Consider the following 26471-nt stretch of genomic DNA (forward strand, 5'->3'; position numbering starts at 1 on the left):
ATGGCTCGCAGCCTTCAGCGGGCGAACAGCAAGAACACCACGGACCGGTCGGACGGCCACGATTTCGTCCGCGAAGGCCGAGAGGCGATAGGCCCGCCCGGCCACCGTCACGCCGCCGCGGCGAGCCGGGCCAGGGCGGCGACCGGGTCGATGCGGCCGTCATAGAGGGCGCGGCCGGAGATGGCACCTTCGAGGAGGCGGCAATCGGGGGCGCAGAGCCGTTCGATATCGGCCATCGAGGCGAGGCCGCCGGAGGCGATCACCGGGATCGAGACGGCGGCGGCCAGCGCCAGCGTGGCCTCGAAATTGATGCCCTTGAGCACGCCGTCGCGGTCGATGTCGGTATAGACGATCGCCGCCACGCCGGCATCCTCGAAGCGGCGGGCGAGATCGACGGCCTCCAGTTCGGACGCCTCGGCCCAGCCCTCGACCGCGACCCGGCCGCCGCGCGCGTCGATGCCGACCACGATCCGGCCCGGGAAGCGCGCCGAGGCGGCCTTGACCAGCGCCGGGTCGCGCACCGCCACGGTGCCGAGGATGACGCGGTCGATGCCGGCCTCCAGCCAGGTCTCGATGCCGGCCATGTCGCGGATGCCGCCGCCGAGCTGCATCCGCATCGAGACGGCGGCGCGGATCGCCTCGACGGCGGCGCGGTTGACCGCGCGGCCCGCGAAGGCGCCGTTGAGGTCGACCACATGCAGCCAGGGGAAGCCCATCGCCGCGAAGGCGCGCGCCTGGGCGGCCGGATCGTCGTTGTAGACGGTGGCTGCATCCATGTCGCCGAGCTTCAGGCGGACGCAGACGCCGTCCTTCAGGTCGATGGCGGGAAAGAGAATCATCGCGCGGGATCCGGGCCGCCCGTCAGGGCGACCATTTCAGGAAGTTGGCGAGCAGGCGCAGGCCGAGGGTCTGGCTCTTCTCGGGGTGGAACTGGGTGCCGAAGATGTTGTCGCGCGCCACGATCGCGGTGCGCGGGCCGTCATAGTCGGCGGTCGCGACCAGGTCGCGGTGGTGCTTCGTCGAGAAGGCGTAGGAATGCAGGAAATAGGCATGCAGCCCGTCGGGGCCGAGCCGGATGCCGTCCATGACCGGGTGCGGATTGACCGCGTCCATGGTGTTCCAGCCCATATGCGGCACCTTGAAGGACGCATCCGACGGCTCGATCGGCTCGACGACGCCCTCGATCCAGCCGAAACCGTCGATCTCCTCGTGCTCCACGCCGCGCGTCGCGAGCAGCTGCATGCCGACGCAGATGCCGAGGAACGGGCGGCCGCGATGCTCGACGAATTCGCGCAGCGCCTCGTCCATGCCGGGCAATGCGGCGAGGCCGCGCCGGCAGAACGGGAAGGCGCCGTCGCCGGGCAGCACGACCCGCTCGGCCTTGCGCACCACTTCGGCGTCGCGTGTCAGCACGATGTCGTGGCCATAGCCGATCTCGCGCGCGACCCGCTCCAGGCCCTTCTCGGCCGAGCGCAGGTTGCCGGCGCCGTAGTCGATCAGCGCCACCGTCACGGCCGCGTCTCCGTGAAGCCGACGATCGGCGGCAGCGCGCCGCCGCCGGGCACGACCGGCCGCGCCGCGGCCGGATCGGCCGCTCCAGCGGGTGCGGGGCCGGCCGGCACGTTTCCGGCGGCGCGGGCTTCCGGCACGCGCGCCCAGGCCGGCGCGGCCTTCTCGTGCACCTTGTTGAAATAGAGCCGCTCGGCCTCGTCATGGCCGCCGGCATGGATCAGCCCGACTAGGTCCCAGCCGCGCCGCTCCAGCGTGCGCCGGCGGGCATCGTTGGCGACGATCGCGAACCACAGCCAGAACAGCCAGAACAGCACCGACCCGGCGATGGCGTTGACCTGCACGCCGAGCGTCACGATCGCGGCGACCGCCAGCAACCAGCCGATGAGCACGCGCCACAGCCGATGGCGCAGGATCCAGAGCGGGCCGAACAGGAGCGCCATCCAGCTGATGCGCTCGCGAATGAACACCGCGCGCTCGGCATCGTCGAGCCGGCTGTCGCCGTCGGGGGGGGCATGCACCGTCCAGATTGCCATGTCAGCCCCCGAGGCTTCCCTTGGTGGAGGGGATCGCGTCCGCGCGGCGCGGATCGATCGCGACGGCGGTTCTCAAGGCGCGCGCCAGAGCCTTGAAACAGCTCTCCGCGATATGGTGGCTGTTCGACCCGTAGAGATTGGCGACATGAAGCGTGATGCCGGCATTCATCGCGAAGGCGCGGAACCATTCCTCGACCAGCTCGGTGTCGAACTCGCCGATCTTCGGGCGCGGGAACTCCGCCTGGAAGACCAGGAAGGGCCGGCCGGAAATGTCGATCGCGCAGCGCGTCAGCGCCTCGTCCATCGGCAGATGCACGTCGGCATAGCGGGTGATGCCGCGCATGTCGCCGAGCGCCTGCCGGATCGCCTGGCCGAGCGCGATGCCGACATCCTCGACGGTATGGTGGAAGTCGATATGCAGGTCGCCCTCGGCGCGGATGTCGAGATCGATCAGCCCGTGGCGGGCGACCTGATCCAGCATGTGGTCGAAGAAGCCGACGCCGGTCCGGATGTCGGACCGGCCGGAGCCGTCCAGATCGACCGAAACGGTGATGTCGGTCTCGCGGGTTTTCCGCGCGACGGTCGCCTTGCGCATGGGGTCCTCAGGCTTCGAATGCGAGGCGGTTCTACCGCATGTTCCGCCCCGGCGAAATCGTCTCGTCGAAAAGAAGCGGCCGGGTCGGACGGTCGGGCCGCCGGGCGATCAGCCGTAGGCGTGCAGGCCGGCGCCGTGGCGCTTCAGCCAGAGGCGGCCGCGCTCCATGTCCGGGCAGGTCTCCGCGACGCAGCGCCAGAAGCGGGCGGAATGGTTCATCTCGCGCAGATGTGCGACCTCGTGGGCGACCAGATAGTCGAGCACGAAGGGCGGTGCCAGGATCACCCGCCAGGAGAAGGACAGTTCGCCCGCCGCCGTGCACGAACCCCAGCGGCTGACCGTATCCTTCAGCCTGACCGCGCTGGCGCGCACGCCGAGGCGGCCGGCATGCAGCGCCACCGCCGGCTCGATGTCGCGCCGCGCCTCGCGCCGGAGGAAATCCGTCAGCCGGCGGGCGAGATGCTCCTCCGCGCCGGCGACGCAGAGATGCGGGCTGCCGCCGATCTCGTCGATCCAGACGGTGCCGCGCCGGTCGGGCCGGTGGAAGATGCGATGATCGAGCCCGCGCAGCGGCACGACGGCGCCATGCGCGAAGGCGACCTTGCCGGGCCGCCGCGCCAGCCGCTCGGCCAGCCAGCCGCGATGCCGCTCCAGGAACGCGACCGCTTCGCCGATCCGCCCGGATTTCGGCAGGGTCAGCACCGGCTCGTCCGACCCGGTCGGCAGCCGCAGCGAATAGCGCCGCGCGCGCGGCTCCACCTTCACGGCGACCCGGACCGGCCCGTCGGGCAGGTCGAGATCGACATGGCTCGGCACGGCGCGCGGCGCCGGCGGCGAACGGGTGAAGGCGAACAAGGACATCGTTTCGGCGAATCGTGCAGAGCCCCGCCCCATGATGCGGGACCGGAACGGCGCGGGGAAGGGCGGGAGGCGCCATCGAACAGCCGTTCAATCGAAGCTGTAGCCGAAGGTCTGGATATCTCTTGCATAGCGGCGCGCGACGAGGTCGGCGAGCTCATCCGTGTAATAGGAACGATAATCGGATCGACCCGATGCATTCAGGTGCGGAAACTCCACCGATCTCCCCAACACTCTCTGCGATACCTTGGAAATATCCTCCGAAAGGCTCTCGAAGCGGCCGATGAAATCGACCATGACATTGCCATTCCGGTCGCTCAGGTAGTCGATCTGATTGCGGAATATCCACTTCTCGCCGTCGATGTCGGCGATCTCATCGGTCGCGTTGCGCAGGAATTCATCGAACGTCGTGGCGCGCTGCAGAACATAGACGGCGAACTGGCTGACGGGCGCGCCGGATTGGAGGCGCGACCGCAGAAATTCGAACTGCGACCACCATGACACCAGACGGTCCCACGGGTTCCTGACGAAGGCAAATTTGAAATATTCGTTCCAGCACTGATCGCCATAGATCGGTTTGAGCTGGTCCGCGCGGAAATGCTTGTGGGGGTCAGACACCCCCCAATTGAAGGCAGCCCGCGTTGAAGTGCCACCCGTCTTCTGGATGTGAACATAGATGGCGCGCGCGGCATGGTCGATCATCGCTTGCCTTGTCCCTCCGATACGGTGCCACGAGGCACGGCCGCCATCCCGGAAGCGCCGGGAGCGGGTGGGGCGGACCGGATGGGCCGGCGACAACCGCAAAGCCCTCGCGGACCACGGACCGCAGCGCCGGGAGCGGACGGCAGGCGCCCTTCGCGCCGAGGCGCGGCCGCGGGACCCCCAATAGCCGCTCACGCCGCACCGCGCCAGAATGACCGCGCCCCAAGAAAGGACAGACCGCCCGCCGCCGTGCCCACGCCTCGGCAAGTGACCGCACAAGTCGGCCGCACCGGCAGCCCATGTCGCGCGACCGGCGGCGAGCGGGTGAAGGCGAACAAGAACGTCGTTTCGGCAAGTCGTGCGATGCCCCGTCCCATGATGCGGGACCGGGACGGCGCTGGGAAGGGCGGGGAGAGCCATAGCGGTTCGTGTGTCGGCGCACACAATGCGGATAGTGGTCGAGAACGACCTTCGATATTGATGGGACGGTCAAATCATGCGCCGATTGCATCTCCGAAATCAGCGTGGATCCAATGCCGGAATGCTTCCAGCCCAAGGCTCGTCCGCCCGGCAATCTCGGCACTCCCAGGAGACGTCCGACCCAGCCTCGCCACGTCGTCGCAGAAGTCCGATCCGGTGCCATTTCAAAAGGGGAAACCGCGATTCAAACCGCGTCATAGGACCGATGCGCTTCGCTTTCATGAACAACAATTCACTCGATGCGGACATTTCATCCATGAAGCGGATATTCTTCTTTGCAACCCCGATCGACATCGTCCCGGTGCTGGCGCGGTTCGAAGCCGCCGCGCCGCTGAAATTCGTGGAAATGGGCGTTACGACAACACCCAATCGACCGATCTACCTGACTTCATCTGAGATTCCCAATCCAGGGATTGCAACACATGAAACCGGATTCATGTCGCGTGCTTACTTGGTTTCACTCAGAGATACAAAGAATTCAATAAATACGTTTATTGACAGAAACGGTGAGAAGCGTTGGAGTCTGCAAAATTCCGACAACGAAGATACGGTGATCTTGACAATTGCGGGGCTTTGGAAAACGGGCACTTTACTGCCAGGAAACATTTCAACGCTTCACGCAAATCCAACCGCCCAGCAGTTGATGAAGCGGTTCCAATCCGCCCTGAGGCGGGAGGGCTTTTCCCGGATTCAAGGCTGGTGGCTTGGCGCGGAAGCGCTTGAAAGATTGAAGGCCGGCAAGAGACTGACGGTCACCGCCGAACAATCGCCACCGCAGTTCGATTTCGCTCTGTCGACGGTCGACTGATTCTCTGATGAGAGGATCGGTCCGGGTGCGCGGCAGGACCGCCGGCGCCCCGTGAGGCGCCGGCGGCTCGGTAGTGTGGCGGCCGCGGTCAGGCCGTGGTCGGGCCGTCCTGGCGGCGGCGGCGTTCTTCCATGAAGCGGTCGAACTCCTGCTGGTCGCGGGCGCGCTGCAGGTCGCGGACATAGGTCTCGAATTCGCGCCGCTCCTGGTCGAGGCGGCGGCGTTCGGCGTCGAGGCGTTCCATCTCGCGGCGGCGGTATTCGTCGAAGGCCGCGTTGCCGGTGCGCTCCGAGAAGGCGCCCGAGCGGCGGACGGTCTCGGCGGCGTCACGCCAGCCGCCGAAGCCGGTCTTGTCGCGGAAGCCCGCGCGCAGGCCCTCGGCGAAGCCGCGGATGCGGTGGCCGAAGAACGCATAGGCGAGCGCGGCCACGCCGAGCGGCCAGGCGATCAGGAAGCCCAGGATCGTTAGACCGACCGTCAACGGCGTGAAGCCGGGGCGGCCCGTCTGTGCGGCGTCATAGGTCGTATTGCAGTGCATCATGTCGACTCCTTGCTGGCCGGCAGGATTCGGCAAGGCCCGGACCGCCCCGTCCGGCTTGCAGAATCCTGCTCGGCGTCGCGCCGGCCCGCCATCCTCGAGGGCTGGAGTGCCGGCACCGTCATCGACGTGGTCCCCGCGGACGGTCGGTTCAAGATCTTGAATTCCGGCAGGCTGCCCCCATGCGGATCAGGCAGGGGGCTCCCGGCGCCGGCCCCGATTCGGACGCCGGCGTCGATCCGCACGCGGCGTCCGAGCCGCCGCCCGAAGCCCTCTCACCCCGAAGCCCTATCGCCCCCCGAAGCCCTATCGACCCCCGAAGCCCGGTGGCCGGAACCGGCGGACCGCAAGGAAGCCGAGGGCGACGAAGAGGACGAGGACCAGCCCCTGGGCGATCGCGAAGGGCGGCTCGGACTGCGTCGGGGCGAGCGCCCGCAGCGGCCCGATCTTCTGGAAGGCCTGCACGACGCCGACGAAGACGTTGAGATAGAGCGACAGCACCGCCGTCACGACATAGACGGCCCGCCAGGGGCCCGACAGGGCTTTGACGTAGAGCGCCACGATGGCGGCGGTCAGCGCCAGCAGCGACAGCACCCCGACCCAATGGGAGGGCAGGAAGACGTCGAAGGGAAACAGGAAGCCGGTGATGCTGGTCGCGTCCGTGGCGGCCAGAAACAGCAGCGTCCAGCCGGCACGAAACCGTCCGGCGACCAGATCGGCCAGGACGAGCAGTCCCGCCGCGATCCCGACCAGGCTGAGGGCGACGTGAAGGGTCGTGAATGCCGAGAGCGACAGACCGAGAATCATGGCGAGGCCTCCTGACGGCCGATGCACCGGCTGTGACCAAGACCGGAGCCCGGCCAGGGTGTCCCGGCCCGTCGGACCGATGCGATCCCGTCGACAGGCCGGTCATGGCTCCTTCGCGACCGACGGCCTCATCCGTCGCGATCGAACCACGGCAAACGCATGCACCCGGCAGTCGGCCGCGAGCCGCCCGATACCCGGCACCATCCGCAACACAACGTATACTTGATTTTGCGCCGAAAAGCGCGCCTTGCGCGGCCCGTGCCCCGCAAAGGTGCGCGCGCCCGCGCTATCGGTCCCCGGGCCGTTCGGCCGGGGCCGGCATCGGCCCGTGGTTCGATCGAGACGGATGGTCCTCATCCGCCCCGCGGATCCGAACCACGCAGGCTATGACGACGAGGCCTCGTCGCCCGGGACGCGGGGCAGATCCCGCCACCAGCGCGGTTCCGAGTGGAAGCGGTGATGATCGATCGCCGGGTCGGCGATATCGATGGCGGCGCGCTCGAAGCCACTCCAGCTTTCGGCCAGTTGCTCCCGGCTCCAGAAATACTTCTTGCCCCAACCATTGGCGATATCCAGCGCGCGCGAGCGGGGTCCGAACTGCTCGTGGCGCCTCTGCGTCCGCTCGAAGTCCATATACTTATAGTGCAGCAGCAGAAGTTCGTCGCGCGGTGGCAGTCGGACCTCGCCGGTCGGCGCGCATCGATGCCGCCCGGTCGAGTAGTTGACGGCCTCGATGCGGTCGGGCGCGAAGAAGCCGAGCTTGCTCATCTGCCGCCAGGGCGCACCGCGGGTCAGATGCGCGCAGAGCAGGAGATCGGGCGGCTGAGGAAACTGCGCCGAGAGCATCTGGTAACCGAGCGCCGGAATCAGCGTGACCGCGCGCTCCCGGCAGACCGCCAGATAGCGTTCGAGGTCGGGATGGTAGAGATGCTCGTCGATATCGGCGACGATCACCCAATCCGCGATGCCGCGGCTTTGGCGCCAGACTTCGTCGAAGAACCGGACGCTGGACAGGGTGCGCGAATTCGGATCGCCGGGCGGTACGGACCGCAGATCGACCTTCGGATGCGCCTTCAGCATCTCGATCGTCCCGTCCGTCGATCCGTCATCATAGACGAAATAACGGTCGACGATCGGGTCGTAGTGGCGGAACATGAAGCCGAGCATTTCGGCATCATTCCAGGATTGCGTGTAGTAGTGCACCGTCATGGATGACGTCGTCCGGTCCGCCGCTTCGCCCCTCGGCCGTCACCCGGGGGATCGCACCGCCCCGAAAATCGCCCCCGGCCGCTCGTGCATGTCGAGATATCCGACGCCGCCGCGATCGTCCACGACGCGCCCGAAGCGGAGCCCCAAAACGGCGCGAGCCGCCCGGCAGGACCGGGCGGCTCGCGCAGGGAATGCAAGATTCCCGGATCGTCTCAGCGGACGGCCTCGCGGGCCAGACGCGGGATGTCGGCACGCGGAATGCCCAGATCGGCAAGCTCGCGGTCGTTCAGGCCACCCAGTTCCCAGACGGTCGCCCGGTACTTCCGGTAACGCGACCACGAATCGGCAAAACGCTTCAGCATCATGATGTTCTCTCCTCTGCACCCGGCGGCGGTTCAGGCGCCTACCGCAATGCAACGAACGCAGTGCAACATAATGTGCAGTGCAACATGGTGCCAGCGGACTGCCGGGACGGCAGCCATGCAGCGGCAGCATGCCGCCTGACGTTTCCTTAACCAGTCATTCACAATTGCCGCATCGTCGGCGACCGCGGCGGCGGGCGAGGCCGGCCCGGCCGGCCGTTCCGCCAGCCGGGCATGCGTCATCCGGTCCGGGCGCGTGGCGGCCGCGCGCGGAATCCATCGGGCCGGGCGGGGACCCATCGGGATTAGCCCGGCTGGCCGATGGACGAGGCAGGACCGGGCCTGCTAGGCATGGCACCCTGGAAACACAATCCGCCCCGGCGGCAAGATCCGCGCGGTGAACCGGAGGGAACGCATGCGTCACTATGGGCACTTCATCGGCGGCAAGACTGTCGCCGGCACGTCCGGCCGCGAGGCCGATGTCTTCGAGCCGATGACCGGCGAGGTCGTCGCCAAGGTGGCGCTGGCCACCAAGGCCGAGGTTCGTGCCGCGGTCGAGAATGCCAAGGCGGCGCAGCCGGCCTGGGCGGCGACCAACCCGCAGCGGCGTGCGCGCGTGCTGATGAAGTTTCTGGAGCTGGTCCAGCGCGACTACGACGCCCTTGCCGACCTGCTCGCCCGCGAGCACGGCAAGACCGTCGTCGACGCCCGCGGCGACATCCAGCGCGGCCTCGAAGTGGTCGAGTTCGCCATCGGCGTGCCGCATCTCATGAAGGGCGAATATACCGACGCGGCCGGCCCGGGCATCGACATCTATTCGATGCGCCAGCCGCTCGGCGTCGTCGCCGGCATCACGCCGTTCAACTTCCCGGCCATGATCCCGCTGTGGAAATGCGCCCCCGCCATCGCGGCCGGCAACGCCTTCATCCTGAAGCCGTCCGAGCGCGATCCGGGCGTGCCGATGCGGATCGCCGAACTGTTCCTCGAGGCCGGGCTGCCGGCCGGCATCCTCAACGTCGTCAACGGCGACAAGGAAGCCGTCGACGCGGTGCTGGACGATCCGGACATCATGGCGGTCGGCTTCGTCGGCTCCACGACGATCGCCGAATATGTCTATTCGCGCGGCTGCGCGGCCGGCAAGCGCGTGCAGTGCTTCGGCGGCGCCAAGAACCACATGATCATCATGCCGGATGCCGATCTCGACCAGGCCGTCGACGCCCTGATCGGCGCCGGCTACGGCTCGGCCGGCGAACGCTGCATGGCCATCTCGGTGGCCGTGCCGATCGGCGAAGCCACGGCCGACCGCCTGATCGAGAAGCTGGTGCCGCGCGTGGAAAGCCTCAAGATCGGCCCCTCGACCTCGCCGGATGCCGATTTCGGCCCGCTGGTCACCAAGGCCCATATGGAGAAGGTGCGCGGCTACGTCGATCTCGGCATCCAGGAAGGCGCCAAGCTGCTGGTCGACGGCCGCGGCTTCAAGATGCAGGGCTACGAGAACGGCTTCTACATGGGCGGCTGCCTGTTCGACAACGTGACCAGCGACATGCGCATCTACAAGGAGGAGATCTTCGGACCGGTCCTCTCGGTGGTGCGCGCCAAGGACTATGACGAAGGCCTGAAGCTCGCCAACGACCACGAATACGGCAACGGCGTCGCCATCTATACCCGCGACGGCGACAGTGCACGCGACTTCGCCTCGCGCGTCCAGGTCGGCATGGTCGGCGTCAACGTGCCGATCCCGGTTCCGCTCGCCTACTACACCTTCGGCGGCTGGAAGCGTTCGTCCTTCGGCGACCTGAACCAGCACGGCCCGGATTCGATCCGCTTCTACACCAAGACCAAGACCGTGACCTCGCGCTGGCCGTCGGGCATCCGGACCGGGGCCGAATTCGCGATCCCGACCATGAAATAAGCCGTCACGTCGCATCCGTTGCGCCGGACGATCTTGAAATGCCGCGATGGGCGTCCGACCTTGCTGGTCGGGCGCCTTTCGCCGTCCTGGGGACTGCGCCGGGTCCGCGTCGGACACCGATTTTTCGGTTCCGGCGCGGTTTTCGGATCGGAACCCGTGCGGCACCCTTTACATGACAGGAACCTGACATCATATGTTGGGAACCTGCGCCCCCGCGGCGCTCGAAATCGAGGTTTCGGATGACGACCCCAATCCGCATCGCCACCCCGGCCCCGACCGCTCCTTCGCTTTGGCGGCGTGCGGCCCGTCTCGCCGCCGTCGCGGCCTTCGGCTTCGCCCTGTCGGTCGGCAGCGTGGCGCCCTGGTCCGACGCGGAAGCGGCCCCCAAGGCCGGCTTCGGCAGCCGCGGTTCGCGCACCTATCAGGCGCCGCCGTCGACCCAGACCGCCCCGAACACCGCCGGTCCGATCGAACGGACCGCGACGCCCCGCCCCGGCAATCCGGGCGCCGTACAGCCGGGTCCGACCGGCGCCGCGCCGGGTGGCCTGTTCGGCGGGCTGGGCGGGTCGATGTTCAAGGGCCTGCTGATCGGCGGCTTGGTCGGTATGCTGCTCGGCCACGGCCTCGGCGGCGCGGCCGGCCTGCTCGGCCTGCTGCTGCAGGCGGCGATCATCGGCTTCGGCATCTGGTTCGTCATGCGGTTGATCCGCGGCCGCCAGCAGCAGCCGGGCTATGCCGGCCCGCAGAACGAAGGCCTCGCCCGCCAGGATCAGGGTCCGGGCATGTTTGGCGGCGGTTCGCCGCTGGGCGGTGGCTCCCCGCTGGGCGGCGGTTCGCCGCTGGGCGGTGCTGGGCCGCAGGGCGGATCGTCGGTTCCGCAGGGTCTCGGCCAGGCGGGCGGCTACGGTCTGAAGGCCGGGCCGATGCAGGATGCCGCGCCGATCCACGACGCGCCCGCTCCCTATGCGCCGGCGGCGTCCGGACCGAACGATGCGATCGGCCTGACGGGTGAGGATTTCGACGCCTTCGAACGCCTGCTCGCCGAGGTCCAGACGGCCTTCGGTCGCGGCGATGTCGAGGAACTGAAGACGCTGACCACGCCGGAAGCCCACCGCTTCCTGTCGGAGAATCTCGACGAACTGGCCCAGAGCGGCCTCGTCAACGAGATCCGCGACGTGAAGCTCTTGCAGGGCGATCTCGCCGAGGCCTGGAACGAGGGTTCGGTCGACTATGCCAGCGTGGCGATGCGCTATGCGATGATCGACGTGACCCGCGAACGGTCGTCGGGCCGCGTGGTCGAGGGCAATGCCGCCCAGCCGACCGAGTTCACGCAGGTCTGGACCTTCATGCGCGAGCGCGGCTTCGCCGGCCGGCCCGGCCTGTGGCGCCTCTCGGCGATGCAGGACGCCGCCTGACGGTCGTCGGGCCCGACCTGGAATGCCTGAATTCGAACGGGCGCCGGCACGCTGCCGGCGCCCGTTTCATTTCGCCCGGTTCATTTCGCCCGTTTGATTTCGGATGGGACTTGCCCCGACTGGCGCCCCGCTGCGACGATCCACAGCTAAGGGTCAACCATTCGCGCCCGAGGCCAATCCGAGGTAAGCCATGTCCCGCCGCATCGCGATCATCCTGGGCCACCCGGACCCGGCGCCGGAACGCCTCTGCCGGGCGCTCGCCGCCGCCTATGCGGACGGCGCCCGCAAGGCCGGCCACACGGTCACGCTGATCGATCTTGCCGGCATCGAGGTGCCGTTCCTGCGCTCTCAGGCGGAATTCGAGACCGGCCCGCTTCCGGAAAGCCTCGCCACGGCGCGCGACGCGGTGGTGGCGGCCGATCATCTCGTGCTGGTCTTCCCGCTTTGGCTCGGCACCATGCCGGCCCTGCTCAAGGCCTTCCTGGAGCATGTCGCCCGCCCCGGCATCGCCTTCCGCTACCGCGACAAGGCGTCTCCCGAAATGCTCTTCACCGGCAAGTCGGCCCGCATCGTGGTCACCATGGGCATGCCGGCCTTCGTGTTCCGCTGGTTCTTCCTGGCCCACGGCGTCTCGGTGCTGAAACGCTCGATCCTCGGCTTCGTCGGCGTCGCGCCGATCCGGACGACCTATCTCGGCAACATCGGGGCCGCGACGCCGGCGCGCCGCGCCGGATGGCTCGCCACCCTGGCGGGGCTGGGGAAAGACGCGGCGTGACCGACCGGCGCCGCGTTGCCGGCTTGGCTTCGCCGCATCCGGTCCGTAAGGTCCGGCTCCCCGATTCACCGTGACCGGAGCCGCCCATGTCCGCCCCCCCGTCCGCCGTCGAGGAGCGCATCGCCAGGATCATCGCCGAGGAGATCGCGGCGCGTCCGCAGCAGGTCGCCGCCGCGGTCGGACTGCTCGACGAGGGGGCGACCGTGCCCTTCGTCGCCCGCTACCGGAAGGAGGCGACCGGCGGCCTCGACGATACGCAGCTGCGCAAGCTGGAGGAACGGCTCGCCTATCTGCGCGACATGGAGGCGCGCCGCACGACGGTCGCCGACTCCATCGCCGGCCAGGGCAAGATGACCGACGAGATCGCCGCCCGGCTCGCTGCCGCGACCACCAAGGCCGAGATCGAGGACATCTACCTGCCCTACCGGCCGAAGCGGCGCACCAAGGCGGAGATCGCGCGCGAACGCGGCCTCGGCCCGCTCGCCGACGCCATCCTGGCGGACCGGCGCGCCGCCCCGCAGGACCTCGCGGCGGCCTATCTGGGCGAGGCGGTGCCGGATGTGAAGGCGGCGCTGGAAGGCGCGCGCGACATCATCGCCGAGGGCCTCGCGGAGAATACCGACCTGGTCGGGCGCCTGCGCCACTACGCCATGGAGCGCGCCACTCTGCGCGCCAAGGTGATCGAGGGCAAGGAGGCCGCCGGCGAGAAGTTCGCCGACTATTTCGATCATGCCGAGCGCTGGGCGACGGCCCCGAGCCACCGCGCGCTCGCCATGCTGCGCGGGCGCAACGAAGAGATCCTGACGCTCGACATCGAGATCGATGCCGACCAGACCGCGAGCCCGAAACCGGTCGAGCGGCTGGTCGCCGAGGCCGCCAAGGTGCCGGTGCCGCCGAAGCTGCCGGGCGACATCTGGCTTCTGGAGGCCTGCCGCTGGACCTGGCGGGTGAAGCTGTCGCTGAGCGTCTCGCTCGACCTGATGACCCGCCTGCGCGAGCGCGCCGAAGACGAGGCGATCACGGTCTTCGCCCGCAATCTGAAGGACCTGCTGCTCGCCGCTCCGGCCGGCACGCGGCCGACCCTGGGGCTCGATCCCGGCATCCGCACCGGCGTCAAGGTTGCGGTGATCGACGCCACCGGCAAGGTGGTCGACACCACCACGGTCTACCCCTTCCCGCCCCGGAACGACGTGAACGGCACGCTGGAGGCGCTGCGCCATCTGATCCGCCGGCACAGAATCGAGCTGGTCGCGATCGGCAACGGCACCGGCTCGCGCGAGACCGACCGGCTGGTCTCGGTGCTGATCGGCGACATGCCGCCGCCGAAGCCGATCAAGGTGGTGGTCAGCGAGGCCGGCGCCTCGGTCTATTCGGCCTCGGCCTTGGCGGCGGCGGAAATGCCCGACCTGGACGTGTCGCTGCGCGGCGCGGTGTCGATCGCCCGCCGTCTGCAGGACCCGCTCGCCGAACTGGTCAAGATCGAGCCGAAGTCGATCGGCGTCGGCCAGTACCAGCACGATGTCGACCAGTCGCGGCTGGCCAAGAGCCTGGACGCGGTCGTCGAGGACGCCGTCAACGCGGTCGGCGTCGACCTGAACACGGCCTCCGCGGCCCTGCTGGCCCGGGTCTCCGGCCTCGGCCAGTCGCTCGCGGAGGCGATCGTGGCGCATCGCGACACGGTCGGGCCGTTCCGCTCGCGCAAGGACTTGCTGAAGGTCGCGCGCCTCGGCCCGCGCACCTTCGAACTGGCGGCCGGCTTCCTGCGCATCCGCGATGGCGCCGAGCCGCTCGACGCCTCCTCGGTGCATCCGGAGGCCTATCCGGTGGCGAGCCGGATCGTCGCCGCCTGCGGGCGCGACATCCGCAGCCTGATGGGCGACAGCGCGACGCTGAAGAGCCTCGACGCGAAACGCTTCGTCGACGAACGCTTCGGCCTGCCGACGGTGCGCGACATCATCGCCGAGTTGGAGAAGCCCGGCCGCGATCCGCGCCCGGAATTCCGCACCGCGGCCTTCGCCGAGGGCATCGAGGCGATCGGCGATCTGAAGCCCGGCATGGTGCTGGAGGGGACCGTGACCAATGTCGCGGCCTTCGGCGCCTTCGTCGACATCGGCGTCCACCAGGACGGCCTCGTGCACGTCTCCCAACTGGCGGACCGCTTCGTCAAAGACCCGCGCGACGTGGTCAAGGCGGGCGATGTGGTCAAGGTGCGGGTGGTCGAGGTCGACGCCAAGCGCAAGCGGATCGCACTGTCGATGCGCAAGGACGACGGCGCCGGCACGGGGCGGCCGTCGGGGGCGACGGCCGGGGGAGGAGCCGGCGGTTCGGCCGGTTCGGGCGGGCGCAACGCTGTGCCGCCACCGAAGTCCGGCCCCGCGGCGAAGGGCGGCAAGCCAGATCAGCCGCCCGCCCGCGGCGCCCTCGGCGATGCCCTGGCGCGGGCGATGCGCAAGCCCTGAGGCTCCCGAACCGAGATCCTTTCAGATTTCGTCCAAAAGAAAACCCGGTGCCATGGCACCGGGTTTTGCGTTCTGATCGACCAGCTTTCTGATCAGATCCACTGCGGACCGTCAGAAGTTCCGCTGGACGCGCAGCAGACCGACGACGGCATCCGTCTCCTTGATCGGCAAGAAGACGCTCTTGCCGTCGAAGTTCGCCCGCTTGTACTCGACCTCGGCGCCAATGGTCAGGCCTTCGACCGGAGCATAGACCAGGTTGATACCGGCATCTGTTTGCGTGTAGTCGGCCTGAAGTTTCGCAATATTCAGGAAGTTTGCCGCACCGCCATCATGGTTCAGATAGGAGACGGTCGCAGCGCTCGACCACTTGGCCGACCAGTTGTGGGTCAGGCCTGCGGCAAGGCTCCAGGCCACGGTCTGGCTCATGCCGCCATTCACCACGATGACGTTCTTCGGCAGGAAGTCGTAGCCGAACAGCGGATCGGGGGTGACGTAGCTCACGGCTCCCTTGGCATAGGCGGCCTGGAAGCTCACCGTGTCGCCGGCGCCGAGCATCGGCAGCTTGACGGTCACGCCGCCGCCGACCGCATAGCCCCACTCCGCCTTGTTGGAGTAGACGGGCTGGTCGTGATGCAGCGCACCCATGATCTGGGCCGAGCCCCAAGCCTGGCTGATGTTCACGTTGCCGACCAGATCGGGATACTTGTTGCCACCATAGATGTTGAAGCTGTTGAAGCGCCGCGTGGCGTTGCCGGTGGTGGAATCCTCCAGCGACAGGCTCGCCGTCACGCCGTTGCCGAACGAGAAGGTGTAGGCGAGCAGGTTGACCTGCGAGTCCGAATGGGCGGTTTCGTAGACCGAGGCGTAGTGATCGCCGGTGTAGAAGTCGAAGAAGGACTGGGCACGGCCGGCGGTCAGGCCGCCGAGCTGGATATAGGCCTTCCACAGATCGACACTCGGCGAGGCGCTGCCGCTGTCGACCGTGTACCAGGCTTCGGTGAAGCTGCGCAGAAGGCCGAATTCGGTGTTGGTGCGGGTGTCGAGCGTCAGCTGGGCGCGCACGCGCGTGGTCGCGGAATTGTTGGCCGGACCCTTGACGCCGTTGGTGAGCCCGTAGAGGGCGCCGAAGTCGGCATCGGTCTTCCAGACGCGATACTCGGCGCGGACATAGCCGCCGATCTTGAGGCAGGTCTGACTGCCGGGGATGTAGAAGAAGCCCGCGCCGTAGGCGTCGCAGACCTTCACATAGTCGACGGCCGCCGGGGCCGGGCGTCCCAGATCGGCGGCTTGTGCCGCGAAGGACGTGGCCAGAACGACGCCGAACCCGGCCAGCATGGATTTCATCATCGAATTGCCCCCGCCCGTCGCTGATTCTCGTCAGCAATCACTTCAAGATATTTGCATGAAACAATCTCGCCGTCGGAATGAGAAATGCGGCGGCATCGGCGCTGGCTACCGCGTGTCACACAATTGCAACATACCGCACGCCGGCGCCGCGCGGCCGGTCCCGATTCTCGTCTGGAGACCTTGAGACATGGTGCGATCGCCGTCCGCGATCGGACCGGCCGGGTTCGCCAAAGGCCCGAACTGCGCCGGCATCCGCCGCGACCGATCTCGCGTCCCGAGGCACCCCTTCCCACCTGGGGCCTGTCCCGGTGCAGCGCGCTCCAGGATGGAGGGATCTCCCTGACCCGGCCCCCGGTCTCTGATGCGTCAAACGAAAAAACCCGGCGGTTGCCCGCCGGGTTTTCGACCGTCCCTTTCGGGAGGATTGGATCAGAAGTTGCGCTGGATGCGCAGCAGACCAACCAGAGCGTCGGTGTTCGGGCCCTTGGAGAAGTCCGCCGACTTGTACTCGAGCTCGCCGCCGATGGTCAGGCCGGCGACCGGCGAGTAGACGAGGTTCACACCCGCGTCGACCTGCTTGTAGTCGAGGCCCGGCTTGAAGCCGATGAGCTTCAGCGAAGCGCCATCCACATCGAGATAGGACACGGTCGCCGAGGTCGACCACTTCGCGTTCCAGTTATGCGTGAAGCCGGCCGCGACGCTCCAGGCCGTGGTCTGGCTCATCGAACCATTCTGGTTCGGGAAGAAGTCGTAGCCGAAGATCGGATCCGGGGTCACGTAGCTGAGCGCGCCCTTGCCGTAGGCACCCTGCAGGCTGACGCTGTCGCCTTCGGCGATCATCGGCAGCTTGACGGTCACGCCGGCGCCGACCGCATAGCCCCACTTGTCCTGGTTGTTGTAGGACGGCTGGTTGTGATGGGCGACCGCCATGATCTGGGCGGAGCCCCAGGCCTGCGAGATGGCCACGTTGCCGACCACGTCCATCCACTTGTTGCCGCCATAGATGCCGAAGGCGTCGAAGCGGCGGGTGGCGTTGCCGGTGGTCTGGTCTTCGAGCGACAGGGTGGCGCTGACGCCGTTGCCGAACGAGAAGGTGTAGGCGAGCAGGTTGACCTGCGAGTCCGAATGGGCGGTCTCGAAGAAGGACGAGTAGTGATCGCCGGTATAGAAGTCGAAGAAGGACTGGGCGCGGCCGGCGGTCAGGCCGCCGAGCTGGATATAGGCCTTCCACAGATCGACGCTCGGCGTCGCCCGGCCGCTGTCGACCGTGTACCAGGCTTCGGTGAAGCTGCGCAGCAGGCCGAATTCGGTGTTGGTGCGGCTGTCCAGGGTCAGCTGGGCGCGGACGCGGGTGGTCATGTCATTGTTGGCCGGACCCTTGACGCCGTTGGTCAGGCCGTAGAGGCCGCCGAACGCGGTGTCGGTCTTCCAGACGCGATACTCGGCGCGGACATAGCCGCCGATCTTCAAGCAGGTCTGGCTGCCCGGGATGTAGAAGAAGCCCTCGCCGTAGGCGTCGCAAACCTTGACGTAGTCGACGGCCGCCGGCGCGGGGCGACCGAGGTCCGCCGCAGAGGCGGACGAGGCAGCTGCAACCGTGGCAGCGAACATGGCGAGAGCGATCTTCTTCATATCTAGCCCCTGAATTTCGAACGGCACAGGTCTTGGAACAATCTCGATGGATTGAGCCTGCTCGATTCCGGCTGAGGATGGAAGGACAAACCACCGGTCCGGCGGCCCGGGCTGCGCGTCGTCAAAGAGGTGTATCCCAGTCGCAACAGGTATCAGCCCGGGAGCGTCCAAATATTAGGCGACATGCAAAGCATCGAGGCGATTCCCGACCGTATCGGGTCTGATTGCGCCCGGACGATCAGGATCGTGACCTGTGGGGTTCGGGACCCTCGACCCGAACCCCATGCAGGATCTCCGCAAAAATGGTGCCCCGGGTGGGCTCGAAGACGGCCGGATCGTTCGGGTCCGTCGCCGGCGGGAACAAAATCGCGGCGGGATCGGCGCGGCAAGGTCGGCATCGCGCCGGATCGCCACCCGAATCACGAAGATCGGCGCGATCGGCCCGATCCGGGCGACTGACCCTCCCCGAATCCCCCGCAATCGCCGCGATGCTGTGTTCGACCGGGGGCGCAAGTTGACACTCCCAATTCAATGGCGTGAGGCGATCCTTTTCGGCCAGATCGTTTCGATCTGATCGACCAGGGCCGGCTCTGGATCGCCGCAACGGCGAAAGGCCCGGCAGTCGCCTGCCGGGCCTTCCCGAACCGCCGATCAGGATACCGCGTTCAGAAGTTCCGCTGCACGCGCAGCAAGCCCACCATGCCGTCGGATTTGATCCGATCGGTGATTTTGAAGTTCACATACTTGTATTCGACTTCGGCACCGATGGTCAGGCCGGCGACCGGCGCGTAGACCAGATTCACGCCTGCATCGACCTGCTTGGAATCGGCGCCCTTGTTCAAGGCAAACACCTTCAGCGAGGCACCATCCACGTCGAGATAGGAGACGGTCGCCGAGGTCGACCACTTGGCGTTCCAATTGTGCGTGAAGCCGCCCGCGACGCTCCAGGCCACGGTCTGATCCAGCGAGCCGTTCGGCTGCTTGTAGAAATCGTAGGTCCAGACCGAATCGGGCGCGACATAACTGACCGCCCCCTTGCCGTAGGCAGCCTGCAGGGTGGCGCTGTCGCCCTCGGCGATCATCGGCAGCTTGACGGTCACGCCGGCACCGGCGGCCCAGCCCCACTTGTCCCGGTTGCTGTCGTACGGCTGATTGTTGTGGGCGACCGCCATGACCTGCGCCGAACCCCAGGCCTGCGCGATGGCCAGGTTGCCGACAAGGTCGGGATACTTGTTGCCGCCGTAGACTTGAAGCGTCTCGGCGCGACGGGACGCATTGCCGGTGGTCTGGTCTTCGAGCGACAGGGTGGCGCTGACGCCGTTGCCGAGCGAGACCGTGTAGGCGAAGAGGTTGACCTGCGAGTCCGAATGGGCGGTCTCGAAGACGGACGCGTAATGGTCGCCGGTATAGAAGTCGAAGAAGGACTGCGCGCGGCCGGCGGTCAGACCACCGAGCTGGAGATAGGCCTTCCACAGATCGACGCTCGGCGTCGCCCTGCCGCTGTCGACCGTGTACCAGGCTTCGGTGAAGCTGCGCAGCAGGCCGAATTCGGTGTTGGTGCGGGTGTCCAGCGTCAGCTGGGCGCGAATGCGGGTGGTCGCGTCGTTGCTGGTCGGCGACTTGATGCCGTTGTTCAGGCCATAGAGCCCGGCGAAGTCGGTATCCATCTTCCAGACGCGATACTCGGCGCGGACAAAGCCGCCGATCTTGAGGCAGGTCTGGCTGCCGGGGATGTAGAAGAAGCCCTCCCCGTAGGCGTCGCAGACCTTGACGTAGTCGACGGCCGCCGGCGCGGGACGGCCCAGATCCGCGGCGGAGGCCGACGACGCGGCAACCGCCGCGGCAGCGAATATGGCGAAAGCGGTTTTCTGCATACCCAACCCCTGAATCACGAAATGTGAAGGTTCTCGGAACCCTTCCGGCCGAGAGGGTTGCTCGACGCCGCTGCCCGATGGAATATTTTCGCGCCCCAAATTGAAGACGCGACAATAGTTCTCAAGAAAACTGTACCTGGAGCGCAACAAATATTGTCTTCTAAATATTTGCATTCATGGCGTGGTGCGGAATTTCGACGAATGCCCGCGGCTGCATTCAATCCGGATATTCAGGTGACCTCAGGCGGGCGAACGATCCGAAGTCGCGCGGTCCGCCAGCACGCCGCGCAGGATCACTTCGACGATGGTGTCGCGGGTGCGCTCGAAATAGGCCGGGTCCTCGAGACCCTGACCGGCCAGGAGCGAAACCTGGGCGGCGAAGTCGGCATAATGCTGCGTCGTCGCCCAGATCATGAAGATCAGCGTCATCGGGTCGATCGGTGCCAGCTTTCCCTCGCCGATCCAGCGCGCGATCGTGGCGATCTTGGCTTCGACCAGGGGCGCCAGGTCGCGTTTCAGGGCCGTCGCCAGCATCGGCGCGCCCTGGATCACCTCGGTGGCGAAGAGGCGGCTTTCGTCCGGATGGCTGCGCGCCGATAGGAGCTTGCGGGTGATGTAGTCGGTCAGCGCCTCGCGCGGGTCGGCTTCCGGGTCGATCCGCGCGAGCGGGTCGAGCCACATCAGCAGCGTGCGCTCCAGCACCGCGATGTAGAGCTCCTCCTTGGTGCGGAAATAGTAGAGGAGGTTCGGCTTCGACATGCCGGCGGCTTCGGCGATCTGGTCCGTGCGCGCGCCGCGCAACCCGTAGCGGGAGAAGACGACGAGGGCGGCATCGAGGATGCGCTCGACATTGGCCTCCCCGATGCGCGACTTGCTCCGCGATTCCGCCATGCCGGGTCTTCCTGCTCCACGCTCGACCGCCGCCCCGCCGGGAGGCCGCCTGGTCGTCATAGAACATGATGCGTTCCGGCGGAACGGCCGATGCTGGCAGAGCCGACGATTGCGCCGGGCTTCCCGGACGGAGCCATCGTTCGCCCGGCGAAGACGGTCGGTTCGCGCGCCGCCGCTGGCTTTTCGCGCCCGGCGGCCCACATGCTGGCGCAACGGCCGCCGCAGTCCGGCAGCCCACGACAGGAGGGTCGACCCCATGAGCATGCTCACCGCCTCGATCGAACAGGTGATCGTCCCGCGCGCCCGCGACCTCGGCGGCTTCGAGGTGCGCCGCGCGCTGCCCGCCGCCGGCCGGCAGATGGTCGGCCCGTTCATCTTCTTCGACCAGATGGGCCCGACCGAATTCATCACCGGCGCCGGCATCGACGTGCGGCCGCATCCGCATATCGGGCTGGCCACGGTCACCTATCTCTACGAGGGCGAGATCTTCCATCGCGACAGCCTCGGCAGCGAGCTGCCGATCCGGCCGGGCGACGTGAACTGGATGACGGCCGGCCGCGGCATCGTGCATTCCGAGCGCACCGCCGGGGAGGTCCGCGCCGCCGGTTCGCGCCTGTTCGGCATTCAGAGCTGGGTCGCGCTGCCGGCCGACAAGGAGGAGGTCGATCCCGGCTTCGTCCATGTCGCCGCCGCCAACCTGCCGATCGTCGAAGCCGCCGGCACGCGGGTGCGGATCATCGCCGGCGCCGCCTATGGGGCCGCGGCACCGACCCCGACCCTGTCGGACACGCTTTATGCCGACGTGGCGCTGGCGGCGGGCGCGTCGCTGCCGATCGATCCGGGTCACGAGGACCGCGCCATCTATCTGATGAGCGGCGAGGTCGAGATCGACGGCATCCGCCATCCGCCGATGCAGCTCCTGATCTTCCGCCCCGGCGACCGGATCACCGTGACGGCGACCGTCGACACCCGCCTGATCCTGCTCGGCGGCGCGACGCTGGAGGGGCCGCGGCATATCTGGTGGAACTTCGTCTCCAGCCGCAAGGACCGGATCGACGCCGCCAAGGCCGACTGGCAGGCCGGCCGCTTCGCCGCCGTGCCGGGCGAGACCGAGTTCATCCCGCTGCCGGGCTGAGCCCGCCCGCGCCCGCCCCGGACCCGGCCGCAACCGAGCGGCCGGCGCCGGGGCGACGTCGCTTTGCCGACAGAACGGCGCGCAAATTCGGTTCGGCATCGGCGACGAACTGCTCTAAGGACGATACGGATTTTTCCGTAGCTCCCCCGGAGCCCGCGCGGCCCCTTCAAGGATCCCCATGGCGCTCGTCATCGGCATCGATACCGGCGGCACCTTCACGGACGCGGTCGTCTACGAGACCGGCCGCGAGACGGTCGTCGCCACCGCCAAGGCGCTGACCACCCGCGGCGATCTCGCCGTCGGCGTCGGCGAGGCGCTCGGCCGCGTGCTGGCGGCGGCCGGCGGCGCGGCGGCGGCCCGGGCCGTCGGCATGGTCTCGGTCTCGACCACGCTCGCCACCAATGCCCTCGTCGAGGGCCAGGGCGATCCGGTCGCCGTCCTGCTCGCCGGCTTCGATCCCGGCATGATCGCGCGCGCGGGCTTCGCCACGGCCCTGCCGGGCGCGCCGGTGCTCGCCATCGCGGGCGGGCACGACCATGCCGGCGAGGAGCGCGCGCCGCTCGACCTTGCCGCCGCCGAGGCCTTCCTGACCGCCCATGCCGACCGGGTTGCCGCCTTCGCGGTCGCCTCGCTCTATTCGGTGCGCAACCCGGCCCACGAACTGGCCCTGGCCGGGATGGTGCAGCGCCTGACCGGCCGCCCGGCGACGCTCTCCGGCGAGCTTTCCGCCGATCTCGACGCGCCGCGCCGCGCCCTGACCGCCGCCCTCAACGCCCGCCTGATCGGCCGCATCACCGGCCTGATCCTGGCCATCCGCCGCGCCATGGCGGATCTCGGCATCGAGGCGCCGCTGATGATCGTCAAGGGCGACGGCACGCTGGCCAGCGCCGACGCGATCCTGCACCGGCCGATCGAGACCATCCTGTCGGGTCCGGCGGCGAGCGTGGTCGGCGCCCGCCGGCAGGCCGGCCTCGCCGATTTCGTCATGTCCGACATCGGCGGCACGACCACCGACATCGCCGTGCTCGAAGGCGGCCGGCCGCGGCTCGACCGCGCCGGCGCCGAGGTCGGCGGCTTCCGGACGCTGGTCCGGGCCGTCGAGATGCGCACCTACGGGCTCGGCGGCGACAGCGAGGTCGACTGCCCGGACGGCGGCGGCCTGGTCATCGGCCCGCGCCGCGTCATCCCGATCTCGCTGCTCGCAGCCCGCCATCCGGCCTGTCTCGACCGGCTCGCCACGACGCTGGGGGCCGGCGAGGCCGGCGGCCAGCCCTGGCGCTGGGTGGTGCGCCCGTTCGGCACCGCAGAGCGATCAACCGGGGCCGCTGGCCCGACCGGTTCGGCCGCCGTGCTGCCGGAGCGGGAGGCCGCGCTGCTCGCCCGGATCGGCGACGAGCCCTGCCCGATCGCCACGATCGCGCCCGACCCGCGCGCGCGCCGGGTGCTCGACCGGCTGGTCGCCGGCGGCCATCTCCAGGCCGCCGGCTTCACGCCGTCGGATGCCGCCCACATCACCGGCCTACAGGCGCTGTGGTCGCGCGAGGCCGCGCTGACGGCCGCCCGCCTGATCCTGGCGACCCGGCGCATGGGCGCGTCCGACGAGGCCACGGCCGGCGCCTTCGCGAACGACGTCCTGGCCGCGCTTGCCCGGGCCAGCGCCCGCGCCATCCTGGAGACCGTCGCCCGCCGGCCCGCCGGCGCGGCCGACGAATGGTTCGACGCGGCGGCGGACGGCCGGCGCCAATGGCGCGGCCTCGATTTCCGCATGGCGCCCGCGGTGCCGATCGTGGCGGTCGGCGGGCCGGCGCCGCTGATCTATGGCGAGGTCGGCCGGCGGCTCGGCGCGGAAATCCGCTTCGTCGAGCATGGCGAGGTCGCCAACGCGCTCGGCGCGGCGGTCGGCGTGGTGCGCGGGCGCGCGGTGGTCGAGGTCTCGCTTCGGACCGGCGGCGGCTGGCGCATCCACCATGCCGGCGCGCCGGTCGATGTGGACGCCGCCGACCGGGTCATCGCGACCGCGCGCGACATCGCGACCGCCGAGGCGACCCGGCTCGCCGGCACGCTCGGCGCGGCCGCCAGCGACGTGACGATCGCGATCGAGCGGGTCGATCTGCCCGGCGGGCTCGGCGACGCGGGCCTCGTCTCGGCGACCCTGACGGCCGAGGCGACCGGGGCGGCCGCCGGTTTGGGGGCGGCGCCCGGGACGTCGTCGGGAGCCGCACCGGCGGCGCCGATTGCAACCGTGTCGGACAAGACCTAATCAAGATCTTAGGGCCGCGCCTAAAACGAGCGGCCCCGGGAGAAGGGCGGCGGGTTCACGGGACCCCATCGCCGCGCGTGGGAGGCGTCCTTGAGCTACAGTCCGGCGGTGTCGCGCTACGACGGCATGAAATACAACCGGTGCGGCCGCTCGGGCCTGATGCTGCCGGCGCTCTCGCTCGGCCTCTGGCACAATTTCGGCAACGACGCACCCTCCGAGACGGCGCGCAACATCTGCCGCAAGGCCTTCGATCTCGGCATCACCCATTTCGACCTCGCCAACAATTACGGGCCGCCGCCCGGCTCGGCGGAGGAGAATTTCGGCCGCATCCTGAAGGCCGATTTCGCGGCGCATCGCGACGAGCTGATCCTCTCGACCAAGGCCGGCTACCGCATGTGGCCGGGCCCCTATGGCGAATGGGGCAGCCGCAAATATCTGCTGTCGAGCCTCGACCAGAGCCTGAAGCGGCTCGGCGTCGACCATGTCGACATCTTCTATTCGCACCGCTTCGATCCGAACACGCCGCTCGAGGAGACCATGGGGGCGCTCGACACGGCCGTGCGCCAGGGCAAGGCGCTCTATGTCGGCGTCTCCTCCTACAACAGCCAGCGCACCCGCGAGGCCGCCCGCATCCTGCGCGCGCTCGGCACGCCGGCGCTGATCCACCAGCCGTCCTATTCGATGATCAACCGCTGGATCGAGGAGGACGGCCTGCTCGACACGCTGGCGCAGGAGGGCATGGGCACGATCGTCTTCTCGCCGCTCGCCCAGGGCATGTTGACCGACAAATATCTGCGCGGCATCCCGCAGGGCAGCCGCGCGGCGGCCGGCAAGTCGCTGCGCCAGTCCTTCCTGACCGAGGACAACATCGCCCGCATCCGCGCCCTCAACGACCTCGCCGGCCGGCGCGGCCAGAGCCTCGCCCAGATGGCGATCGCCTGGGCGCTGCGCGACGGCCGCGTCACCTCGGCGCTGATCGGCGCCAGCCGCCCCGAGCAGGTCGAGGACAGCGTCGCCGCGCTCGACCGGCTCGAATTCTCGCCCGAGGAACTGGCCGAGATCGACCGCCACGCCATCGACGGCGGCGTCAACATCTGGGCCGCCTCCGCCGAACGGCCGGGCCCGTCCCGATAGGCGGCAGCGAGCAGCGGGCAGCGGGCAGCGGGCAGCGGGCAGCGGGCAGCGGGCAGCGGGCAGCGGGCAGCGGGCAGCGGGCAGCGGGCAGCGGGCAGCGGGCAGCGGGCAGCGGGCAGCGGGCAGTTCCCACAACCGCAATCCCGGACAAGGCCCGAAGGGCCGCCGATCCGGGACCCACTCGCCTATCAACAGCATCAAGAAGACCGTGATCTCAAATGGCTTGCCCCACCGACCCTACCCGCAACCGCCAGGCGGGCGGCCGGTGCCATGAACCCGTGCCCGTTCCAAATAGTCGTAGCATCCTGGCGCCGTCGCCGGCCTCGACATCCGCCGCCTCGCCCTGAAGCTGCCCCACTGGGGACGGATCGGGATTTAGGCAGCGCCCGCCGGGCCTATGGCCCTGGGAAGGGTCGCCGATCGATTCGCTCAGGACCGCGCGAAGGATCACGGTCGCCCCGACAGTTCACGCGTCGGCAGCCAAACTGACCGGGCGTGGCGAGATTTCACAAATTAATTCAATATCTTGTTGTAGCCGCGGGCAGAGTGGGTCCCGGCTCTCCGCCTTCGGCTGCGGCCGGGATTGCGGTTTGGGGGGCGGTTTTGGGATGTGGCTTTGGGGATGCGGCTTAGGGATGCGACTTCGGGGATGTGGCTTGTGAGATGCGGTTTGGGGATGCCGTCATCCACCGACGAACCCGCGGTCGCATCCCCGGACAAGGCCCGAAGGGCCGCCGATCCGGGGCCTACTCGCCTCACAACAGCATCAAAATGCCCGTGGTCTCAAATGGCTTGCCCCACCGGCCCTACCCGCGGCCGCCAGGCGGGCGGCCGGTGCCGTCGCCGGGCCCATGGCCCAGGGCGGCGGCGGCTATCGATTCGGTCAGGACCGCGCGAAGGATCACGGTTGCCCCGACAGTTCACACGTCCACAACCAAACCGGCCGGGCATACCGATATTTCTTAAATTATTTCAATACGATGCGGCAACCGCGGGCAGAGTAGGTCCCTGTGTGTGCCGGGTGTGGCATTGTGGGTTGGCGGGCGGGAGATCGTTGGGTCCCTGGTCGTTGTCGACCGTGAGCCGGCTGTGATCCCCGCCCGCCTGCAAATACCCAGCCTGAACAGTTGATCGGGGCCGTTGGCGCGGACCCCGCAGCACAGGGGTAGGCGCCATGAAGATACACCCTGACGTGATCGGAATCGACGTCTCCAAGATGGTCCTCGACGTCTA

General features: G+C 68.4%; 23 protein-coding genes. 9 read left to right on the forward strand and 14 right to left on the reverse strand.

The features are described 5' to 3' along the window. Positions 1-107: 107 nt before the first annotated feature. The 6 genes from hisA to ABB55_RS28885 form a co-directional block, all read right to left on the reverse strand. Positions 108-839 (reverse strand): 1-(5-phosphoribosyl)-5-[(5-phosphoribosylamino)methylideneamino]imidazole-4-carboxamide isomerase, encoded by a 732-nt coding sequence (gene hisA, locus ABB55_RS11395; protein WP_054358907.1) that lies wholly within the window; start codon positions 837-839, stop codon positions 108-110. A 22-nt stretch (positions 840-861) separates the two neighbouring features. Then, positions 862-1512: an imidazole glycerol phosphate synthase subunit HisH gene (gene hisH, locus ABB55_RS11400; protein ID WP_054358908.1), complete on the reverse strand. Its 651-nt coding sequence runs from the start codon at positions 1510-1512 to the stop codon at positions 862-864. Continuing rightward, on the reverse strand, positions 1509-2045 hold the full coding sequence (locus ABB55_RS11405; RefSeq protein WP_054358909.1) for a DUF2628 domain-containing protein: 537 nt from the start codon (positions 2043-2045) through the stop codon (positions 1509-1511). Before ABB55_RS11405 ends, hisH begins: the two co-directional genes overlap by 4 nt. Position 2046: 1 nt before the next feature. After that, positions 2047-2640 (reverse strand): imidazoleglycerol-phosphate dehydratase HisB, encoded by a 594-nt coding sequence (hisB, locus tag ABB55_RS11410; protein WP_054358910.1) that lies wholly within the window; start codon positions 2638-2640, stop codon positions 2047-2049. Positions 2641-2748: 108 nt separating this feature from the next. Beyond that, positions 2749-3501: a M48 family metallopeptidase gene (locus ABB55_RS11415; RefSeq protein WP_054358911.1), complete on the reverse strand. Its 753-nt coding sequence runs from the start codon at positions 3499-3501 to the stop codon at positions 2749-2751. Between the two features lie 87 nt (positions 3502-3588). Then, entirely contained in the window at positions 3589-4200 is a 612-nt protein-coding gene (locus ABB55_RS28885) for a sulfotransferase family 2 domain-containing protein (RefSeq protein ID WP_083463549.1), read from the reverse strand. Between the two features lie 700 nt (positions 4201-4900). Between ABB55_RS28885 and ABB55_RS29675 the strand changes: the two genes are divergently transcribed. After that, complete coding sequence (locus tag ABB55_RS29675; protein ID WP_160321215.1) at positions 4901-5488, forward strand: acyl-CoA synthetase; 588 nt, start codon at positions 4901-4903, stop codon at positions 5486-5488. A gap of 88 nt (positions 5489-5576) precedes the next feature. Here the strand turns inward: ABB55_RS29675 and ABB55_RS11425 are convergent, their stop codons facing one another. The 4 genes from ABB55_RS11425 to ABB55_RS28890 form a co-directional block, all read right to left on the reverse strand. After that, positions 5577-6029, reverse strand: a complete 453-nt coding sequence (locus ABB55_RS11425) for a DUF2852 domain-containing protein (protein WP_244472021.1) — start codon at positions 6027-6029, stop codon at positions 5577-5579. A 303-nt stretch (positions 6030-6332) separates the two neighbouring features. Continuing rightward, positions 6333-6833 carry a hypothetical protein gene (locus ABB55_RS11430; protein WP_054358912.1) on the reverse strand — a complete coding sequence of 167 codons (501 nt, stop codon included), beginning with the start codon at positions 6831-6833 and terminating at the stop codon, positions 6333-6335. Between the two features lie 384 nt (positions 6834-7217). Further along, the gene (locus ABB55_RS11435; protein WP_054358913.1) at positions 7218-8042 is read right to left on the reverse strand and encodes a glycosyltransferase family 2 protein; all 825 of its coding nucleotides are present in this window, start codon (positions 8040-8042) and stop codon (positions 7218-7220) included. Between the two features lie 212 nt (positions 8043-8254). Further along, a complete protein-coding gene (locus tag ABB55_RS28890) occupies positions 8255-8407 on the reverse strand; it encodes a DUF1127 domain-containing protein (RefSeq protein ID WP_390867271.1) in 153 nt (50 codons plus the stop codon). Between the two features lie 412 nt (positions 8408-8819). Here ABB55_RS28890 and ABB55_RS11440 point away from each other — a divergent pair, with 412 nt between their 5' ends. The 4 genes from ABB55_RS11440 (at position 8820) to ABB55_RS11455 (ending at position 14965) form a co-directional block, all read left to right on the forward strand. Beyond that, entirely contained in the window at positions 8820-10316 is a 1497-nt protein-coding gene (locus tag ABB55_RS11440) for a CoA-acylating methylmalonate-semialdehyde dehydrogenase (protein WP_054358914.1), read from the forward strand. Positions 10317-10555: 239 nt separating this feature from the next. Continuing rightward, positions 10556-11731, forward strand: a complete 1176-nt coding sequence (locus ABB55_RS11445) for a Tim44 domain-containing protein (protein WP_054358915.1) — start codon at positions 10556-10558, stop codon at positions 11729-11731. A gap of 190 nt (positions 11732-11921) precedes the next feature. Continuing rightward, positions 11922-12506, forward strand: a complete 585-nt coding sequence (locus tag ABB55_RS11450) for an NAD(P)H-dependent oxidoreductase (RefSeq protein WP_054358916.1) — start codon at positions 11922-11924, stop codon at positions 12504-12506. A gap of 86 nt (positions 12507-12592) precedes the next feature. Continuing rightward, complete coding sequence (locus tag ABB55_RS11455) at positions 12593-14965, forward strand: Tex family protein (RefSeq protein ID WP_054358917.1); 2373 nt, start codon at positions 12593-12595, stop codon at positions 14963-14965. 111 nt (positions 14966-15076) lie between these two features. Here the strand turns inward: ABB55_RS11455 and ABB55_RS11460 are convergent, their stop codons facing one another. Next, positions 15077-16312: a porin gene (locus tag ABB55_RS11460; RefSeq protein WP_054358918.1), complete on the reverse strand. Its 1236-nt coding sequence runs from the start codon at positions 16310-16312 to the stop codon at positions 15077-15079. Between the two features lie 429 nt (positions 16313-16741). Then, positions 16742-17944, reverse strand: a complete 1203-nt coding sequence (locus ABB55_RS11465) for a porin (RefSeq protein ID WP_054358919.1) — start codon at positions 17942-17944, stop codon at positions 16742-16744. 283 nt (positions 17945-18227) lie between these two features. Here ABB55_RS11465 and ABB55_RS29680 point away from each other — a divergent pair, with 283 nt between their 5' ends. Continuing rightward, complete coding sequence (locus ABB55_RS29680; protein ID WP_152982012.1) at positions 18228-18518, forward strand: hypothetical protein; 291 nt, start codon at positions 18228-18230, stop codon at positions 18516-18518. A 91-nt stretch (positions 18519-18609) separates the two neighbouring features. On the opposite strand, the gene ABB55_RS11470 is transcribed toward ABB55_RS29680, so the two are convergent. Together ABB55_RS11470 and ABB55_RS11475 are read right to left on the reverse strand one after the other, a co-directional pair. Continuing rightward, positions 18610-19818: a porin gene (locus ABB55_RS11470; RefSeq protein ID WP_054358920.1), complete on the reverse strand. Its 1209-nt coding sequence runs from the start codon at positions 19816-19818 to the stop codon at positions 18610-18612. Positions 19819-20058: 240 nt separating this feature from the next. Beyond that, complete coding sequence (locus tag ABB55_RS11475) at positions 20059-20709, reverse strand: TetR family transcriptional regulator C-terminal domain-containing protein (RefSeq protein ID WP_054358921.1); 651 nt, start codon at positions 20707-20709, stop codon at positions 20059-20061. Positions 20710-20965: 256 nt separating this feature from the next. Here ABB55_RS11475 and ABB55_RS11480 point away from each other — a divergent pair, with 256 nt between their 5' ends. The 3 genes from ABB55_RS11480 to mgrA all read left to right on the forward strand — a co-directional run bounded on the left by ABB55_RS11480 (position 20966) and on the right by mgrA (position 25238). Continuing rightward, entirely contained in the window at positions 20966-21844 is an 879-nt protein-coding gene (locus ABB55_RS11480) for a pirin family protein (protein WP_054358922.1), read from the forward strand. Positions 21845-22022: 178 nt separating this feature from the next. Further along, a complete protein-coding gene (locus tag ABB55_RS11485) occupies positions 22023-24104 on the forward strand; it encodes a hydantoinase/oxoprolinase N-terminal domain-containing protein (protein ID WP_054358923.1) in 2082 nt (693 codons plus the stop codon). A 90-nt stretch (positions 24105-24194) separates the two neighbouring features. Then, positions 24195-25238, forward strand: coding sequence for an L-glyceraldehyde 3-phosphate reductase (gene mgrA / locus ABB55_RS11490; RefSeq protein WP_054358924.1), 1044 nt, complete (start codon positions 24195-24197; stop codon positions 25236-25238). The last annotated feature ends 1233 nt before the right edge of the window (positions 25239-26471 follow it).

Source organism: Prosthecodimorpha hirschii (assembly GCF_001305515.1).
GTDB classification, from domain to species: Bacteria; Pseudomonadota; Alphaproteobacteria; order Rhizobiales; family Ancalomicrobiaceae; genus Prosthecodimorpha; species Prosthecodimorpha hirschii.

Excerpts from the sequence above, each read along its gene's own strand:
- hisA (WP_054358907.1), bottom strand. The coding sequence starts at position 839 with ATGATTCTCTTTCCCGCCATCGACCTGAAGGACGGCGTCTGCGTCCGC.
- ABB55_RS11405 (WP_054358909.1), bottom strand. The coding sequence starts at position 2,045 with ATGGCAATCTGGACGGTGCATGCCCCCCCCGACGGCGACAGCCGGCTC.
- hisB (WP_054358910.1), bottom strand. The coding sequence starts at position 2,640 with ATGCGCAAGGCGACCGTCGCGCGGAAAACCCGCGAGACCGACATCACC.
- ABB55_RS11415 (WP_054358911.1), bottom strand. The coding sequence starts at position 3,501 with ATGTCCTTGTTCGCCTTCACCCGTTCGCCGCCGGCGCCGCGCGCCGTG.
- ABB55_RS28885 (WP_083463549.1), bottom strand. The coding sequence starts at position 4,200 with ATGATCGACCATGCCGCGCGCGCCATCTATGTTCACATCCAGAAGACG.
- ABB55_RS29675 (WP_160321215.1), top strand. The coding sequence starts at position 4,901 with ATGAACAACAATTCACTCGATGCGGACATTTCATCCATGAAGCGGATA.
- ABB55_RS11425 (WP_244472021.1), bottom strand. The coding sequence starts at position 6,029 with ATGATGCACTGCAATACGACCTATGACGCCGCACAGACGGGCCGCCCC.
- ABB55_RS11430 (WP_054358912.1), bottom strand. The coding sequence starts at position 6,833 with ATGATTCTCGGTCTGTCGCTCTCGGCATTCACGACCCTTCACGTCGCC.
- ABB55_RS11435 (WP_054358913.1), bottom strand. The coding sequence starts at position 8,042 with ATGACGGTGCACTACTACACGCAATCCTGGAATGATGCCGAAATGCTC.
- ABB55_RS28890 (WP_390867271.1), bottom strand. The coding sequence starts at position 8,407 with ATGATGCTGAAGCGTTTTGCCGATTCGTGGTCGCGTTACCGGAAGTAC.
- ABB55_RS11440 (WP_054358914.1), top strand. The coding sequence starts at position 8,820 with ATGCGTCACTATGGGCACTTCATCGGCGGCAAGACTGTCGCCGGCACG.
- ABB55_RS11445 (WP_054358915.1), top strand. The coding sequence starts at position 10,556 with ATGACGACCCCAATCCGCATCGCCACCCCGGCCCCGACCGCTCCTTCG.
- ABB55_RS11450 (WP_054358916.1), top strand. The coding sequence starts at position 11,922 with ATGTCCCGCCGCATCGCGATCATCCTGGGCCACCCGGACCCGGCGCCG.
- ABB55_RS11455 (WP_054358917.1), top strand. The coding sequence starts at position 12,593 with ATGTCCGCCCCCCCGTCCGCCGTCGAGGAGCGCATCGCCAGGATCATC.
- ABB55_RS11460 (WP_054358918.1), bottom strand. The coding sequence starts at position 16,312 with ATGATGAAATCCATGCTGGCCGGGTTCGGCGTCGTTCTGGCCACGTCC.
- ABB55_RS11465 (WP_054358919.1), bottom strand. The coding sequence starts at position 17,944 with ATGAAGAAGATCGCTCTCGCCATGTTCGCTGCCACGGTTGCAGCTGCC.
- ABB55_RS29680 (WP_152982012.1), top strand. The coding sequence starts at position 18,228 with ATGCAGGATCTCCGCAAAAATGGTGCCCCGGGTGGGCTCGAAGACGGC.
- ABB55_RS11470 (WP_054358920.1), bottom strand. The coding sequence starts at position 19,818 with ATGCAGAAAACCGCTTTCGCCATATTCGCTGCCGCGGCGGTTGCCGCG.
- ABB55_RS11475 (WP_054358921.1), bottom strand. The coding sequence starts at position 20,709 with ATGGCGGAATCGCGGAGCAAGTCGCGCATCGGGGAGGCCAATGTCGAG.
- ABB55_RS11480 (WP_054358922.1), top strand. The coding sequence starts at position 20,966 with ATGAGCATGCTCACCGCCTCGATCGAACAGGTGATCGTCCCGCGCGCC.
- ABB55_RS11485 (WP_054358923.1), top strand. The coding sequence starts at position 22,023 with ATGGCGCTCGTCATCGGCATCGATACCGGCGGCACCTTCACGGACGCG.